This window comes from Vasconcelosia minhoensis LEGE 07310, assembly GCF_015207255.1.
GTDB classification, from domain to species: domain Bacteria; phylum Cyanobacteriota; class Cyanobacteriia; order Phormidesmidales; family Phormidesmidaceae; genus Vasconcelosia; species Vasconcelosia minhoensis.
This window is the reverse complement of sequence record NZ_JADEXG010000002.1, coordinates 1-15,005: the sequence shown is the minus strand read 5'-3', so window position 1 is coordinate 15,005 and position 15,005 is coordinate 1. Positions and strand designations below refer to the sequence as shown.

The window sequence follows — 15,005 nt, the reverse complement described above, 5'->3', positions numbered from 1 at the left end:
CCACGCCAACCCGCCGGGTCTCACCAGCCATTTTAGGGCTATCATCGCCTAGATTGTGGCCACTCGTTATCGAGCTTGGCCATCGCGTCCATTTTATCGCTAAACTCCCTGCCGCACGGATTTTGGCCGAGCCTGCCTTTGTCCGCTTGATTTTTGTTCAAACTTAATTAAGAATAGTTCTTAACAAGATTAGGGCTTTACGATGTCGCTTTCAACTCCCTCCCAGTTTGCCCCAGTTAGATCAGCCGTTCATTGTCGCTTGACCTGCGTCTGCTGTAGTCGAACCTATGAGTTTTCCTCCGATTTAATCACCGATCTAAGCCGACATCAGACGGTGTTGCAGGGCTATCAGCTGTTAGAACAACAGCTCAGACTGTCGGGCATTTGCCCAGAATGTCAGACCGATTAGCGCTACACCAGACCTGATCGGGTTCTGGCGGAGGCTAGCAGACCCGAAAAGTTTTCAAAGGGACCTTACCCGAGCTATGCTGTCATTACCGTTATTGACAATAAAAGTCATTAAATAGCATTAGACGCCGTTGAGGATACTATGGCCGATTCTCCAGACACGCTTTGGCTCAGCGCCAGCCCCTATCTCAAATGTCTCGATCGTCCGCTTTTACAGGAGCTCTGTCGGCGCTCCAAGGTCTACCGCTGGGACTATTTTCAGTCGATGGATGAGCCCTGCTGCCTGGAGACTGCTCTGACGCTGCTGCATGACTATTTAAGCCAAACCGAGCGGCCGATGCATCTGGTTGGCCATGGTATTAGCGGGGTGATCGGGTTGCTGTACGCCCGCCGCTATCCAGAGCGGGTCAGCTCGCTGGCGCTGCTGTCGGTGGCTGGCCTACCCGCCGTCACTTGGCAGGCACATTATTATCAGCTGCGGCAGATTTTGCCCTGTAGCCGTACGGTTTTACTGGCGCATATGGTGCGGCTGCTGTTTGGTGTACAGCCCCTCGCGATCGCAAAACACCTCACCAGGCTGCTAGAAAAAGAGCTAGACGCTGGCCTTTCGCTGCATTCGCTCTATCAGCGTGGGCAGATTGCGCCGGGCGGGGTCTCGGTGCCGCTGCTGGTGTGCTGCGGGCAGCAGGATATAATTGTGGCTGAAGAGATGCGCGATCGCTGGCGGCAGTGGCTGAAAGCAGAAGACCGGCTGTGGCAATGCAAAAACGGTCAGTACTTTTTCCATCAGCGCTATGCCAAAGCCGTGGGATGCGAAATAACGATGTTTCAGCGCGGTTTAGCAGCGCCCCGAAAATATAGGCTGCCGTCTTCAACATCAAACTGAGCGTGGGATGACAATGAGGAGTAAGGCGTACAGGTTCACTAGCTTGAATCGGCTGGAGGCTAAAGCCATATACCGACACATTATCTACTGACCCGCTTGAGGCTTCGGGTCAATCGCTGTTCGGCTTGTCGAGCCTGTCTGATTTAGAAACCGAGATGACAGCTGGGGCCAATAGGTGCTCTTACAACTGCTCAAATACTAGCTCCATGCGATCGCCTCTAAACCGTGCGACCCCATATTCAATTAAGCGTCCCTGCTGGTCTTCGTTAATTGCCTCAGCGAGAAGAATCGGCTGATTCAGCGGCAACTCCAGCAGCTTGGCGTCATGGGGTTTGACCAGACGAGCTGAAACACAGGTGCTACGGCGAATATGGTCACAGTCATAGCGCTGTCTGAGCCATTGGGAAATGGAGCCGGTTTCCTGTAGCAAAGCGAGGCTAGCGTCAGAGAGCAGGTCGGGGAAAAGTCCCAGCGGAAAGTAACCTGTCCCGACACTAATCGGCTGACCATCGGCCGAACCCAGTCGCTCGATCAGCGCCACCGGGTCTCCCGGCTTCAGGGCCAAGTCTTTGGCTACGGATGGGTCAGCGGGAATCTCTAACGCTCTCAGCAGCGTGAACTCGGCCGTGTGGCCGTGGGCTCTCAGCGCCTCGTTGTAGCGGACGCGCTTGCCAATCGCATAGCGAATCGGGGCTGCCGTGACGAAGGTCCCACGCCCCCGCTCTACCCGCAGCAGACCCTCCTGCCGCAGCAGCGCGATCGCCTGGCGCAGCGTGTGCCGATTAACGCCAAAGCGCTCCGCCAGCTGAGCCTCCGTCGGCAGCCGATCGCCCGCCTGGTAAACCTGGTCGCGGATACTACGGCGCAGGACTTCAGCAATTTGAATGTAAAGCGGTAGAGCAGCTTGGGTCATCAATGACAGCTTTATCACAAAATAGGGGTTGTCATCTAAGATAAACCCCGGCATAATTTGTCTAGACATCTAGATTTATTTAAGAGCAGGTTAAGGTGATGGTGGACCTGACAGCAAGGCCCGTGTGGATGGCGACGCTTGCCCAGGCTGAGCCCACTGAGCTAGCCGAGCATCTAGCTACTTTAGGAGAGCTGCCAGACCATACTTTCCTGCGATCGCCCGAGATGGGCCTGACGATGGTGCGGGGTCGAGCCGGGGGAACCGGGCAGGTGTTTAATCTGGGAGAAATGACCCTAACCCGCTGCGTGGTGCAGATTGAAGCTGGGGCCGAGAAAATTGCCGGGTTTGGCTATGTGGCCGGGCGCGATCGCGTCCACGCCACCCAGGCCGCCCTCTGCGATGCCCTGATGCAGCATCCCGCCTGGTATGAAACCGTCCAGAACACGGTGATTCAGCCCTTACAGGCTTCAGCAGAACAGCAGCAAACCCAGCAGCAGCGACAGACGGCGGCCACCCAGGTGAACTTCTTTACGATGCAGCGAGGTGAGTGATGCAGACAACCCAGCTACCCGGCTTTCGTTACCCGGTATATGACGCCCAGAAGACCTTTCGGGCTTTGCTGGACGCGATCGCGCGACCCGGCACCCTTTACCCAATCCCCGCCAAACTCCAGCCGCCCGCGGGTCTGACTCCAGCCTGCGCTTTGGCCAGCCTGACGCTGCTCGATCTTGAAACTCGGGTATGGCTCCCGCCGGATTGGCCCGCTGAAGTAGAAGCCTGGCTGCGCTTCCACACCGGCTGCTCGTTTGTGGCCGAAACGAAATCGGCTGACTTTGCCTTGCTTAACGCTAACCAAGTCCAGCTCAACGCCTTTAGCCGAGGTACCACGACCGATCCAGAAACGTCGGCGACCCTACTAATTCAGGTTGCGGATTTTTCCTCGGGGCCAAAAGTAGAGTTACGGGGACCTGGAATTCAAACCCGCGAAGAGATTCGACCAGCAATTTCAGCCCAGTTTTGGCAGCAGTGGCAGCGCTATCAGGACTATCCCTTAGGCATCGATGTCTTTTTGTTCACGGCAGATGGCGTTTTGGGGTTGCCGCGCTCAGTGAATGTTGAGTTAGCTCAGGAGGTGCGCTGATGTCCTACGTTGCGGTTAAAGGGGGCGCGAAAGCGATCGCGAATTCCGAAGCCCTACTTCAGGCCCAGCGACGCGGCGAGCAGACCGTCCCGGAGCTGAGTTTAGAGCAGATCAAGCAGCAGATGGCGCTGGCAGTAGACCGGGTGATCAGCGAAGGCAGCCTCTATGACCGTGATTTGGCGGCCCTGGCGATTAAGCAGTCCTGGGGAGATCTGGTCGAAGCCGCCTTTTTACTGCGGGCCTATCGGACAACCCTGCCCCGGTTCTACTACAGCCAGCCGGTAGATACCGGGCAGATGCAGCTCCAGCGGCGAATCTCTTCCATCTTCAAGGACTTGCCGGGCGGCCAGCAGCTCGGCGCGAGCTTTGACTACATCCATCGGCTGTTGGACTTTAAGCTGGCGGCTGAAGACAATCAGTTCCCAGCGCCAGAGAGCGAGACCGACAATCAGCCGGTGCCGAGAGTCGTCGATGTCTTAGGTAAAGAAGGTCTGATTCAAGCAGAGAATCCCATACAGCAGCCGAACAATGGCGCAACCCAGTCTGAAGAAAATGTCTTTGACCTGACCCGACAGCCACAGCAGCTTCCGGCAGGGCGAGATGCCCGACTGCAAAATTTGGCCCGGGCCGATGAGGGCTTTCTCCTCAGTCTGGCCTACTCCTCGCAGCGGGGCTACGGCAACAGTCACCCCTTTGCAGGCGAGATTCGCGTCGGTCAGGTGGAAGTGGTGATTTGTCCTGAAGAGCTGGGGTTTGAGGTCGCGATCGCGTCCATCACCCTGACCGAAGTCCAAATGGTCAACCAGTTCAAAGGCAGCTCAGCCATCCCACCGCAGTTCACGCGAGGCTACGGCCTCACCTTTGGCTACAACGAACGCAAAGCGATGGCCATGGCACTCGTCGATCGGTGCTTACGCGCCGAAGAATTTGGCGAAACTGTCCAGGGACCGGCCCAGGACGAAGAATTTGTGCTCTCCCACTCCGACAACGTCGCCGCCCAGGGCTTTGTTCAACATCTGAAGCTTCCCCACTACATCGACTTCCAAGCCGAACTGAATTTAGTTCGCAAACTGCGCCAAGAGTATCAACAGTCCAATCAGGCGACTCAATCGACCGAAGTCGAAATAAAACAAGCGGAGAACTTCGACAGCGCCAACATAGAAAATAACAGCGTGCCCACGCCTATTAGCCCACCACTCGATCACCCGACCACTCCCCACCACTCCCCCACCCCATGACTTCCCTAACTCAAAACTTCAACTTCGCCTACCTCGACGAGCAGACCAAGCGCACCATTCGCCGAACTTTGCTAAAGGCGATCGCGATTCCCGGCCATCAAATTCCTTTTGGCTCACGCGAAATGCCCCTGTCCTACGGTTGGGGAACCGGCGGGATGCAGGTGACGGCAGCGGTGATCGGTCAAGACGACGTTTTCAAAGTGATTGACCAAGGGGCCGACGATACGACTAACGCGGTCAACATTCGCCGCTTTTTTGAGAAAGTCTGCGGGGTTGAAACAACAGAGAGTACATCCGCCGCAACCCTGATCCAAACCCGCCATCGGATTCCTGAAACGCCATTGCAGGAAGGACAAATTATGGTCTACCAGGTGCCGATTCCAGAACCGCTGCGCTGGCTAGAGCCCTCTGAGGTAGAAACTCGCAAAATGCACGCCCTGTCAGAGTACGGTCCAATGTATGTGCGGCTCTATGAAGACATCACCCAGTTTGGGCAGATCGCGACTGCCTACGACTATCCGGTGATGGTGAATCAGCGCTACCTGATGCGACCTAGCCCGATTCCTCGGTTCGACAATCCCAAGCTGAATATGAGCCCGGCAATCCAGCTGTTTGGCGCGGGGCGAGAGAAGCGAATCTATGCCGTACCGCCCTATACGGAAGTTAAGAGTCTAGATTTTGAAGACTACCCTTTTCAGGTTGAAACCTGGGATAAGGCCTGTGAATTCTGCGGCTCGACTGAGAGTTATTTGGATGAGGTGGTGACGGACAATGATGGGGGGCGGCTGTGGATTTGTTCGGATACGGATTTTTGCCGGAGTCGTGGGAAGAGGGAAGAGTAAAAAGGGAAGAGGAAAGAGGAAAGAGGGATGATAACAGATTGTGATGAGGCTCGATTAATTACAATGCAGGATCGGCTTGTGCCGCTGCTGACAGTTGAGCGGCTGAGTAAGGCTTATGGGGCGGTGGTGGCCTGCGATCGCGTTTCTCTCTCGCTCTACCCCGGTCAGGTTTTAGGCATTATTGGCGAGTCGGGGTCGGGGAAGACGACGTTGCTGAAAGCGATCGCGACTCATCTGCCGATTGATAGCGGACGGGTTTGCTATACCTCTACAGCGGGTCAGGCGCTCGACCTGCACGAGCTACCGCTGCCTCGACGGCGTCAGCTGATGCGCACCGAATGGGGCTTTGTCCAGCAGAATCCCCGCGATGGATTGCGGATGAATGTGACGGCGGGGGCCAATATCGGTGAGCGGCTGATGGAGGTGGGCGGACGGCACTATGGCCAGATTCGCCAGACAGCGGGGCTCTGGCTAGACCAGGTTGAAATCTCCCAAGCGCGGATGGACGATTTTCCCCACACGTTCTCCGGCGGGATGCAGCAGCGGCTTCAGTTAGCCCGGGTGCTGGTGACGAGTCCCCGGTTGGTGCTGATGGATGAGCCCACGGGGGGACTCGATGTTTCTGTTCAGGCCAAGCTGCTTGACCTGATTCGCTCTCTGGTCAGAACGCTTCAGCTCAGCGTCATTTTAGTCACCCACGATATTGGCGTGGTGCGGCTGCTGGCCCATCGGCTGCTGGTGATGCAGGGCGGTCAGGTGGTTGAAGCGGGCCTGACGGATCAGGTGCTAGACGATCCTCAGCATCCCTATACGCAACAGCTCGTGAGTGCCACCCTTGTTCCCTAACCCCAGTCTTAGAAAATGACTTCTACCGCGATCTCGCCTTCGCCCGTCTCCACCAACAGCCTGCTCTGGGCCGACAATCTCCATAAGCGCTTTATCCTACACGCCCAGGGCGGAATCTGTCTGCCCGTGCTCAAGGGGACTTCACTAAAGGTTAAGCCCGGTGAGTGCGTCATTCTTCAGGGACCGTCGGGCTCTGGCAAATCGACTTTTATGCGCTCCCTCTACGCCAACTACCGCGTAGACAGCGGCGCGATTTGGGTAAAGCACGGGGAGAACCGGATCGATCTGACGCAGTGCCAGCCCCATGAGCTGATGGCGATTCGACAAAAGACAATTGGCTACGTCAGCCAGTTTCTGCGGGTGATTCCTCGCGTTCCGGCGCTGGAAGTGGCGGCAGAACCGCTGATGGAGCTGGGTTTAGAAGCAGCAGCTGCCCGTGACAACGTGAGATCATTATTTCGCCGATTGAATCTACCCGAGCGGCTGTGGAGCCTGTCTCCAACCACGTTCTCCGGGGGCGAAAAACAGCGATTAAACATTGCTCGGGCCTTCTCGGTAGACTTTCCGATTTTGCTGTTGGATGAACCCACGGCGGCATTAGATGCGGCGAATCGAGAAGTTGTGATTGAGCTAATCGAGGAGAAAAAGGCCCGGGGCTGCGCCCTGATTGGGATTTTTCACGATGAGCAGGTCTGGCAGCGAGTCGGTAACCGTGTCTTAACCTTCGGCAGAGAAGATGAAACCGCATTAGGTGAATCCCATGAATGAACAAGTCTATACCAACTATCGGCTTCAGCTGCCTGAGCAGGAGCTGCTTGGAACGCTGGTTGTGAGAGATGGAGCGATCGCGGACATCCAACCCGGTATCCAGCCCAGCGGACAGGATGGTGAAGGGCAATATCTGCTGCCAGGGCTGGTTGAGCTGCATACCGATCACCTAGAGCGGTGCCTGTCTCCCCGACCCAAGGTGCGCTGGCCCTTGGATGCCGCTACCGTACAGCACGATCGCGACCTGGCGGCGGCAGGCATTACTACGGTCTGCGATGCCATTGCCATCGGCGACGTAACCCCAACTTCACTGCGGATGACCCAGTACGACCCGATGATTCAGGCGCTGCACCAGCGGCAGGAATCGGGCCAGTTTGCGATTGAGCATCGTCTCCATCTGCGCTGCGAGCTGGCCTACGATGCCGTGGCTGAGATCGCCCAGCGCTACGCCCAGCATCCGCTGCTTTCTCTAATTTCGCTGATGGACCACACGCCCGGGCAGCGGCAGTTTGCCAAGCTGGATAAGTTTCGCGAATACTACATGGGCAAGCATGGGGTCTCAGCAGCGGAAATTGATGATTTCATTCAAGAGCGGCTCGATGCTCAGAAAGCTTTTGCCGTGATTAGCCGCACGGCCCTGGTTGAGCTAGCGCGGTCCCAAAACCTGGCCTGGGCCAGCCACGACGACGCCACAGTCGAGCATGTGCAGCAGGCCATCGCGGAGGGCGCAACAATTGCCGAATTTCCGACGACCCTGGAAGCGGCCAAAGCGTCGCATCAGCACGGCCTACAGGTGCTGATGGGCGCGCCTAATTTGGTCTTGGGGGGCTCCCATTCCGGCAATGTGTCGGCGATGGAGCTGGTGATGGCTGACCTGGTGGATATTATTTCTTCTGACTACGTGCCCCACAGCCTGCTCCAGTCCGTCTTTATCATCGCCGCTGCCACCGGGAAGCCGATTCACGAAGCGATGCGTCCGGTGACGATTAATCCCGCGATCGCAATCCAGCTCGACCGCGATCGCGGCAGTCTAGAATTGGGCAAGCGCGCCGACCTGCTCACCGTCTGCGCGGAGGATACCGTGCCGCGCCTAACCAGTGTGATCTGCGCGGGCCGCCGGGTCGCCTAGCGCGGTCGAGCAATGCCCTACAATATGAATTCCTCCAGGAGTCCGGCTCGCCATGCGCCAAATTACTCATCTCATTTACGATTTCGATGGTCTCCTGCTCAATACCGAACCGATCTACTGCCAGGTCAATCAAACCCTAGCCCAGCGCTATGGGAAAGACTTTACTGATCAGCTCCATGCCCAAACCATGGGACGGCAGGCGCTGGTCTGCGCTGAAATTGTCACGACGCAGCTGGCGCTGCCGCTAACGCCAGAAGAGTACATCGCGGCAAGAGACGAGCTGATCTATGACCTGTTTCCCACCGCTGAGCCGATGCCAGGCGCGATCGCGCTCACCCAGCATTTCCATCGACAGGGCATTCCTCAGGCGATTGCCACCAGCTCGGCCCGGCGTTCCTTTGGCTGTAAGTCAGCCCGCTATCAGGACTGGCTGGCCCTGTTCGATTGCATTGTCGTAGGTGACGATCCTGCCGTTAAGCAGAGTAAGCCAGAGCCGGATAGCTTTCTGGTGGCAGCTAGTCGCCTAGGGGCACCGCCGGAGCGCTGCCTGGTGTTTGAAGATGCGCCTGCCGGGATTGAGGCAGCAAAGCAAGCGGGCATGGCGGTGGTTGCGGTCCCCGATAAAGATATGGACTGGCAGTCTTACCAGGAAGCTGACCTGATTTTGCCGATGCTCTCTAAGTTTGACCCGCAGCCCTGGGGGTTGCCCGCGTTTGAAGTTGCGAATTGACCTCACTACGCTAGCGCCAGAAGATCTGAATGCAGGTTTGTAAGGTGGCGCAGTGCGAGGGGCGTTGACGCTCTGATTGTTATCTAAGACGCCGAGATCACCTGGCTGCTCGACTATGCCGACAGTCACATTGTGTCGTATGACCAGCTCTCAAAAACACAATTATTCTCCAATCTGAAGCCTGAAGTTTGGCAGGACGGCTTCACCTGACAAGGCTGCTGGGAAGGGAATGACTTCTACGGGCTGATTTGGGCGATAAACCTCAACTTGGCGGTTTTGTGGATCGATCAGCCAGCCTAAACGCAGGCCATTTTCTAGATATTCCTGCATTTTCACCTGTAGGGGCCTGATGCGATCGCTAGGTGAACGCAGCTCAATCACGAAGTCTGGACACAGAGGGAGAAAGCCCTTCTGCTGCTCTGGCGTCAGGTCATCCCAGCGTGCTTGGGAAACCCAGGCCGCATCCGGCGAGCGATCGGCTCCGTTGGGTAGGCTAAAAATAGTGGAGGAGCTAAAGACCTGTCCTAGACCAGTCAACCGGTTCCAAATGCTCAAATCAGTGATTAGACCGGCTTCTTGTCTCCCACTTTCGCCGCCGACCGGTGACATGATTACTAGGTCTCCTTGCGCAGTACGTTCCATTTGCAGGTCGGGGTTGGCCTGACAGAGGGTGTAGAACTGTTCACGGGTGAAGCGGGTGATCGGCTCCAGGTTTAACACTATTGAGGTCATCAGGTATCTCCATAGGTAAAGCGTAACCCTTGCTGACTTGATTTTAATCGAAAGGCGATCGCGGGTACCATCTACTTATGTTATGAAGGAAGCTTACGCAGTATGATTTAGGCTCTGTTTGTTTGAATATCCACTCCTAATAATCTCACAAGCACCATAGACTTCATTCATCAATCTCTGAGAAGATACGGGTACATAACAAGTTTCAAGCATTTTGACATCGTTCACTCTGTGCAAACAGTTAATTTGTTTGTTTTCTTAGTTAGTGAAAGCTATGGCGGTTAAAGGTTTCAGAAGAATGCAGATTTTGAGAGCGCTTGCTGCTTTCTTTTTTGCTTCTTCGGGAGTGTCAACCGTGGCAAGAGAATCGGAACTGTAGTAAGGCAGACGTGACCGAGTTTAGAGCATGTATAGGCAGGGAATTCCCTCCAGGGACTGACTACAGTGAGCTAAAGACATTTTTAGAGGAGAAAGGCGTTAAAGAAATACCTCCCGAATTGATTGAAGATGAAAACAAGTTTATATTCAGGTGGGGACCTCCGAGCATAATCAACATATCGAACTATTCAATAACTGTCGTTGGTCGATATAACAAAGATTTCGAAATTAACGAAGGCGGTCAACCATAAGCAAAATTTTGATTGAAGGAACGTCTGTTACATCGCTATCATTTTTTGTTCCCACAGTAGATTCGGTCGATGACCGTATCTGCTTGAACCTGATAGATCAGAGCGTCTAGAATTTGGAGGGCCGGGGCGTTCATAGTAAGCCATTTTTTCATGGCCAGCTTCCGGAAGGCAGGAGGATTCCACCCAAGTCTTTTACCCGCTGAGGTTTCATAAAATAGGCCCAGGCTTGACCTAGGGGCTGATGGTCTGGAGTAAACACGGTAATCTCCTGACGCTGATACTCGTTTTCATGGTCGGGCCGATGCTCGTCATAATCTTCCAGATAGTCCAGATGGGCCAGGGTTTGCCGGTTTGAGAAGGTCAGCAGGTCACCCTGCACCCAGCCGTCGCCTTCGGTCATGGCGGGATAACCGAGCTGGGGGAAGTCGTAGAGGGTGCCCTGCGCGATCGCGCTCACCGCCTCCACCAAATGCGCCACACAGTACTGCTGATGGTAAAGCCCCCCCGGTTTGAGGGTGCCGTAGACAAAAACTCGGAGTAAAGCCATCGGATTTGCAAGCGCCGATTAAAATTATCTAATGGTAATGAACTATGTAAGAGGGGTCTGGACGTGGAGTCCCGATACAATCCGGCAGAAATCGAATCGAAATGGCAGCAGACCTGGACTGAGCAGGGCCTGGATCAAACCCTAGAAAGGGCGGAGCGGCCCAAGTTCTATGCCCTGTCGATGTTTCCCTATCCCTCTGGCAATCTGCACATGGGCCATGTGCGCAACTACACCATCACCGACGTGATCGCCCGCGTCCGGCGGATGCAGGGCTACCGTGTGCTGCACCCCATGGGCTGGGATGCCTTTGGCCTACCGGCAGAGAATGCAGCGATTCAGCGGGGCGTCCCCCCGGCCCAGTGGACCTTTCAAAACATTGACCAGATGCGCCAGCAGCTCCAGACGCTGGGGCTATCCTACGACTGGGACCGCGAAATCGCCACCTGCTCGCCCGACTACTACCGCTGGACCCAGTGGATTTTCCTCCAGTTCTTCGACGCGGGCCTAGCCTACCGCCGTGAAGCCGCCGTCAACTGGGATCCGGTAGACCAGACTGTCTTAGCTAACGAGCAGGTCGATAGCGAAGGCCGCTCCTGGCGATCAGGGGCCAAGGTGGAGCGCAAGCTGCTGCGCCAGTGGTTCTTGAAAATTACCGACTATGCCGAGCAGCTACTGGCGGACCTCGACCAGCTGACCGGCTGGCCCGAGCGAGTGAAGCTGATGCAGGCCAACTGGATTGGCAAATCGACCGGGGCCCAGGTGACGTTCAAAACTGAGGCGGGAGACAACCTGGTTGTTTACACTACGCGCCCGGACACGCTGTGGGGAGCTACCTTCATGGTGATTTCGCCCGAGCATCCGCTGGCAGAAAAGCTGACGACGGCAGCCCAGGCCGAGGCCGTGAAAGCCTACCAAACCCAGGCCGCGGCCATGAGTGAAATCGACCGCACCGCCGAGGGTCGGGAGAAGACCGGCGTCTGGACGGGCAGCCAGGCTGTGAACCCGGTCAATGGCGAAAAAGTCCCCATCTGGATGGCCGACTACGTGCTGATGGACTATGGGACGGGGGCGATCATGGCCGTTCCAGCCCACGACCAGCGCGACTTTGAGTTTGCGAAAAAGTTTGACCTGCCAATTGACCTAGTCGTGCAGTCGCCCGCAGGCGACCTGGACGTCGCGACCATGACGGCAGCCTATGCCGGGGAAGGCGTGATGGTCAACTCTGGACCGCTGGACAGCGTACCAGCGGGCAAAGGGCCGGGCCAGAGCGTAGAAGCTGCGGTGAAGTGGCTGGAGGCAAAGGGCAAGGGGCAGGGGACGACCAACTATCGTCTACGCGACTGGCTGATTTCGCGTCAGCGCTACTGGGGCGCTCCGATCCCGGTGATTTACTGCGCTGACTGTGGCTGCGTGCCCGTGCCCGAGGCTGACTTGCCGGTAGCGCTACCAGAGCAGGTTGACCTGAGCGGACGCGGCGCTTCTCCGCTGGCAAAAATTGAGAATTGGGTCAATGTTCCCTGTCCCCAGTGCGGTGCCGCCGCTAAGCGCGAGACCGACACGATGGATACTTTCATCGACTCGTCCTGGTACTTTCTGCGCTATGCCGATGCCCAGAATGAATCGAGGCCCTTCGCTTCCGATCAGGCCAATGACTGGCTGCCGGTTGATCAGTACGTCGGCGGCATTGAGCATGCCATTTTACACCTGCTCTATTCGCGCTTTTTTACTAAAGTGCTGCGAGACCGGGGCTTGCTCAACTTTGACGAACCCTTCCAACGGCTGCTCACCCAGGGCATGGTACAGGGGTTGACCTACCTAAATCCGAAAAAGGCCGATAAGGATAAATGGGTGCCGGCAAGTTCGGTCGATCCGGAAGATCCCCGCGATCCCACCACCGGCGATCCGCTGGAAATGGTCTATGCCACCATGTCCAAGTCGAAGGGCAATGGCGTCGCCCCGGGTGACGTGATTGCTAAGTATGGAGCCGACACGGCTCGCATGTTTATCCTGTTCAAAGCACCGCCCGAGAAAGATCTGGAGTGGGACGATGCCGACGTGGAAGGCCAGTTCCGCTTTTTGAATCGGGTCTGGCGGCTGGTGACGGCCTTTGCCGAGTCCGGTCAGTCGCTCAAGGGCGACGCCATCCAGCAGGACCAGCTCGGTAAGGCGGAGAAAGACCTGCGCCGCGCTGTCCACACCGCGATTAAGGCAGTCACCGAAGACATTGAAGGCGACTACCAGTTCAATACGGCGGTTTCGGAGCTGATGAAGCTGAGCAATGCCCTCGGCGATGCGCCTGACCCAACTACGCCAGCCTACGCCGAAGGAATTCGTACGCTGATTCTGCTGCTGGCCCCGTTTTCACCCCATATTACAGAGGAGCTGTGGTCACAGCTGGGCCAGTCCGACTCGGTGCACCGTCAGCCCTGGCCAACGGTGGAAGCAGCGGCACTGGTCGCCGATGAGATGACCCTAGTGATTCAGATTATGGGCAAGACCCGCGGCACCATCCAGGTTCCCGCCGGTGCCGACAAGGCGGCCCTGGAGAACTATGCTCGGGAATCGGAGGTGGCGCAGCGCTACCTGGAGGGCAAGCAAATCAAAAAGGTGATCGTCGTCCCGAATAAACTGGTTAATTTCGTAGCAATGTAGCAATCGGTTAAGGTTAGGGTTCTAGAATCTGGTTCCCCTTCTCCCCGGGGAGAAGGGGCTGGGGGATGAGGGTCTTTGGAATGTTATCTATGCGCAGCTCCCTCAGGGCTGCCAAGGCTGCCAGTGCCAGTAGTGTTTTCGGATCTGCGCGGCAGGCGTTTTCGAGGTTTCAATCGTCGAAAAGGGTTCGTCGGGCAGCCCCGGCACCTCGGCCTCGACCTCGTAAAGCCAGTACTGAGTCAGCAGGCCCGGATAGGACTGAGAGTCTCGGGTCGCCTGTCTCGGCTGCTGGGCGGACTTCAGAATCTTGACCTCGGGGCTATCGACACCAAGCTCCTCTTCAATGCCCCTAATCGCTGCCGCTGCCGCACTTTCTCCGGGCTTCATTTTTTCGGCGGGCGGAATGCCGCGCCTGCGAATCCGGCCAGAGTGGTATTCCTGCTTTTCCTCAATCAGAATTTTTGCGCCCTGGCGAATAATAATATGGACTACCGAGACTATTCGCATCGGCGGCGGTGACTGAATTACTGCCTCCCCCGAGACCAGCTCCTGCCACAGATTCTCAACCGACTTAGCCCCACCCCTATTCCAGCTTTGCAAGTCGATAGCCTGACTTTCTAACCAGTGCATCAGCTGATCGATCGTCTCAAAGCTAACGGGGTTACTCACTAGGTTCCATACGGGTCCTTCTCACTCTGCCAGCGGCTGACGGCAATGAGATAAATTCAAAAAGCAATAGGTGAAAGACCCCCTGAACAATGCTCCAGGAGGTCTTCGGATGACAAAGCTAGCGCGATCGCAGTCCAGCCCCAAGCCAACTGCATCCAATAGTGAATTAGGCCTTCCTGGAGTAGTACTCCACCACCAGCAGCTCATTCACGTTCAGGGCCACCCATTCGCGCTCGATCGTGCCGTTGACCTTACCTTCCAGCTTGTTTTTGTCAAACTCCAGGTGAGACGGCAGGTTGGCCAGGCCCGGAAACTCTAGGTTGGCCTCAGCCAGGGTGCGAGAGGCCGCGCGATCTCGCACCGCAATTACGTCGCCCGGCCGACATTGGTAGCTGGCAATATCCACTACGCGACCGTTAACGGTAATATGCCCGTGGTTCACCAGCTGCCGCGCCGCCGGAATCGTAGGGCCTAACCCCATGCGGAAAATTGTATTATCCAGACGCATCTCCAGCTGCTGGAGGATCACCTGACCGGTCGAACCGCCCGCCTTACGCGCTTTTTTTACATAGCGCAGCAGCTGCCGCTCGGTGACGCCGTAGTTAAACCGCAGCTTTTGCTTTTCTTCAAGCCGAATGGCGTATTCAGATTTTTTCTTGCGACCTTGGCCGTGCTGCCCGGGTGGATAGGCTTTGCGAGCAGATTTGCGGGTAAGCCCCGGCAGATCTCCCAGACGACGCACGACTCTCAGGCGAGGTCCTCGATATCGCGACATGAAAATTGAGTCTCCGTTTTTTCAGACATACCATTGTACATCTTTTGGCGGGGATGGGTAGGGGGGAGTGATCGGGGTGATCGGGGTGATCGGGTAGGGG

Annotated in this window: 15 protein-coding genes; 10 read left to right on the top strand and 5 right to left on the bottom strand. The window is 56.4% G+C overall.

What is annotated here, in order from left to right:
- Positions 1 to 550 precede the first annotated feature (550 nt).
- On the top strand, positions 551 to 1,294 hold the full coding sequence (locus IQ241_RS01080) for an alpha/beta fold hydrolase (protein WP_193904567.1): 744 nt from the start codon (positions 551 to 553) through the stop codon (positions 1,292 to 1,294).
- Positions 1,295 to 1,475: 181 nt separating this feature from the next.
- Here IQ241_RS01080 and phnF read toward each other — a convergent pair whose 3' ends face one another.
- The gene (gene phnF / locus IQ241_RS01075) at positions 1,476 to 2,207 is read right to left on the bottom strand and encodes a phosphonate metabolism transcriptional regulator PhnF (RefSeq protein WP_193904566.1); all 732 of its coding nucleotides are present in this window, start codon (positions 2,205 to 2,207) and stop codon (positions 1,476 to 1,478) included.
- A gap of 98 nt (positions 2,208 to 2,305) precedes the next feature.
- Between phnF and phnG the strand changes: the two genes are divergently transcribed.
- The 8 genes from phnG (at position 2,306) to IQ241_RS01035 (ending at position 8,901) form a co-directional block, all read left to right on the top strand.
- Positions 2,306 to 2,758: a phosphonate C-P lyase system protein PhnG gene (phnG, locus tag IQ241_RS01070; RefSeq protein ID WP_193904565.1), complete on the top strand. Its 453-nt coding sequence runs from the start codon at positions 2,306 to 2,308 to the stop codon at positions 2,756 to 2,758.
- A complete protein-coding gene (gene phnH, locus IQ241_RS01065) occupies positions 2,758 to 3,348 on the top strand; it encodes a phosphonate C-P lyase system protein PhnH (protein WP_228021263.1) in 591 nt (196 codons plus the stop codon). Before phnG ends, phnH begins: the two co-directional genes overlap by 1 nt.
- Positions 3,348 to 4,586, top strand: coding sequence for a carbon-phosphorus lyase complex subunit PhnI (locus IQ241_RS01060; RefSeq protein WP_193904563.1), 1,239 nt, complete (start codon positions 3,348 to 3,350; stop codon positions 4,584 to 4,586). The genes phnH and IQ241_RS01060 overlap by 1 nt, the downstream gene beginning before the upstream one ends.
- A complete protein-coding gene (locus IQ241_RS01055) occupies positions 4,583 to 5,428 on the top strand; it encodes an alpha-D-ribose 1-methylphosphonate 5-phosphate C-P-lyase PhnJ (RefSeq protein ID WP_193904562.1) in 846 nt (281 codons plus the stop codon). The genes IQ241_RS01060 and IQ241_RS01055 overlap by 4 nt, the downstream gene beginning before the upstream one ends.
- Positions 5,429 to 5,491: 63 nt before the next feature.
- Positions 5,492 to 6,274, top strand: a complete 783-nt coding sequence (gene phnK / locus IQ241_RS01050) for a phosphonate C-P lyase system protein PhnK (protein WP_193904561.1) — start codon at positions 5,492 to 5,494, stop codon at positions 6,272 to 6,274.
- A 15-nt stretch (positions 6,275 to 6,289) separates the two neighbouring features.
- Positions 6,290 to 7,042 carry a phosphonate C-P lyase system protein PhnL gene (gene phnL / locus IQ241_RS01045; protein ID WP_193904560.1) on the top strand — a complete coding sequence of 251 codons (753 nt, stop codon included), beginning with the start codon at positions 6,290 to 6,292 and terminating at the stop codon, positions 7,040 to 7,042.
- Entirely contained in the window at positions 7,035 to 8,171 is a 1,137-nt protein-coding gene (locus IQ241_RS01040; RefSeq protein ID WP_193904559.1) for an alpha-D-ribose 1-methylphosphonate 5-triphosphate diphosphatase, read from the top strand. Before phnL ends, IQ241_RS01040 begins: the two co-directional genes overlap by 8 nt.
- 52 nt (positions 8,172 to 8,223) lie before the next feature.
- Entirely contained in the window at positions 8,224 to 8,901 is a 678-nt protein-coding gene (locus IQ241_RS01035) for an HAD-IA family hydrolase (RefSeq protein WP_193904558.1), read from the top strand.
- 162 nt (positions 8,902 to 9,063) lie between these two features.
- On the opposite strand, the gene IQ241_RS01030 is transcribed toward IQ241_RS01035, so the two are convergent.
- On the bottom strand, positions 9,064 to 9,633 hold the full coding sequence (locus tag IQ241_RS01030) for a Uma2 family endonuclease (protein ID WP_193904557.1): 570 nt from the start codon (positions 9,631 to 9,633) through the stop codon (positions 9,064 to 9,066).
- Positions 9,634 to 10,410: 777 nt separating this feature from the next.
- The gene (locus IQ241_RS01025; protein ID WP_193904556.1) at positions 10,411 to 10,809 is read right to left on the bottom strand and encodes a gamma-glutamylcyclotransferase family protein; all 399 of its coding nucleotides are present in this window, start codon (positions 10,807 to 10,809) and stop codon (positions 10,411 to 10,413) included.
- 63 nt (positions 10,810 to 10,872) lie between these two features.
- Here IQ241_RS01025 and leuS point away from each other — a divergent pair, with 63 nt between their 5' ends.
- Positions 10,873 to 13,461 carry a leucine--tRNA ligase gene (gene leuS, locus IQ241_RS01020; protein WP_193904555.1) on the top strand — a complete coding sequence of 863 codons (2,589 nt, stop codon included), beginning with the start codon at positions 10,873 to 10,875 and terminating at the stop codon, positions 13,459 to 13,461.
- Between the two features lie 102 nt (positions 13,462 to 13,563).
- Here leuS and IQ241_RS01015 read toward each other — a convergent pair whose 3' ends face one another.
- Positions 13,564 to 14,130, bottom strand: a complete 567-nt coding sequence (locus tag IQ241_RS01015; protein ID WP_193904554.1) for an NUDIX hydrolase — start codon at positions 14,128 to 14,130, stop codon at positions 13,564 to 13,566.
- Positions 14,131 to 14,296: 166 nt separating this feature from the next.
- Positions 14,297 to 14,905 carry a 30S ribosomal protein S4 gene (gene rpsD / locus IQ241_RS01010; protein ID WP_193904553.1) on the bottom strand — a complete coding sequence of 203 codons (609 nt, stop codon included), beginning with the start codon at positions 14,903 to 14,905 and terminating at the stop codon, positions 14,297 to 14,299.
- Positions 14,906 to 15,005: the final 100 nt, after the last annotated feature.

Bases quoted from the DNA above. Each gene is read 5' to 3' on its own strand.
- IQ241_RS01060 (WP_193904563.1), top strand. From the start codon at position 3,348: ATGTCCTACGTTGCGGTTAAAGGGGGCGCGAAAGCGATCGCGAATTCC.
- phnG (WP_193904565.1), top strand. From the start codon at position 2,306: ATGGTGGACCTGACAGCAAGGCCCGTGTGGATGGCGACGCTTGCCCAG.
- IQ241_RS01025 (WP_193904556.1), bottom strand. From the start codon at position 10,809: ATGGCTTTACTCCGAGTTTTTGTCTACGGCACCCTCAAACCGGGGGGG.
- phnH (WP_228021263.1), top strand. From the start codon at position 2,758: ATGCAGACAACCCAGCTACCCGGCTTTCGTTACCCGGTATATGACGCC.
- IQ241_RS01080 (WP_193904567.1), top strand. From the start codon at position 551: ATGGCCGATTCTCCAGACACGCTTTGGCTCAGCGCCAGCCCCTATCTC.
- phnF (WP_193904566.1), bottom strand. From the start codon at position 2,207: ATGACCCAAGCTGCTCTACCGCTTTACATTCAAATTGCTGAAGTCCTG.
- phnL (WP_193904560.1), top strand. From the start codon at position 6,290: ATGACTTCTACCGCGATCTCGCCTTCGCCCGTCTCCACCAACAGCCTG.
- IQ241_RS01035 (WP_193904558.1), top strand. From the start codon at position 8,224: ATGCGCCAAATTACTCATCTCATTTACGATTTCGATGGTCTCCTGCTC.
- IQ241_RS01055 (WP_193904562.1), top strand. From the start codon at position 4,583: ATGACTTCCCTAACTCAAAACTTCAACTTCGCCTACCTCGACGAGCAG.
- rpsD (WP_193904553.1), bottom strand. From the start codon at position 14,905: ATGTCGCGATATCGAGGACCTCGCCTGAGAGTCGTGCGTCGTCTGGGA.
- phnK (WP_193904561.1), top strand. From the start codon at position 5,492: ATGCAGGATCGGCTTGTGCCGCTGCTGACAGTTGAGCGGCTGAGTAAG.
- IQ241_RS01030 (WP_193904557.1), bottom strand. From the start codon at position 9,633: ATGACCTCAATAGTGTTAAACCTGGAGCCGATCACCCGCTTCACCCGT.
- IQ241_RS01040 (WP_193904559.1), top strand. From the start codon at position 7,035: ATGAATGAACAAGTCTATACCAACTATCGGCTTCAGCTGCCTGAGCAG.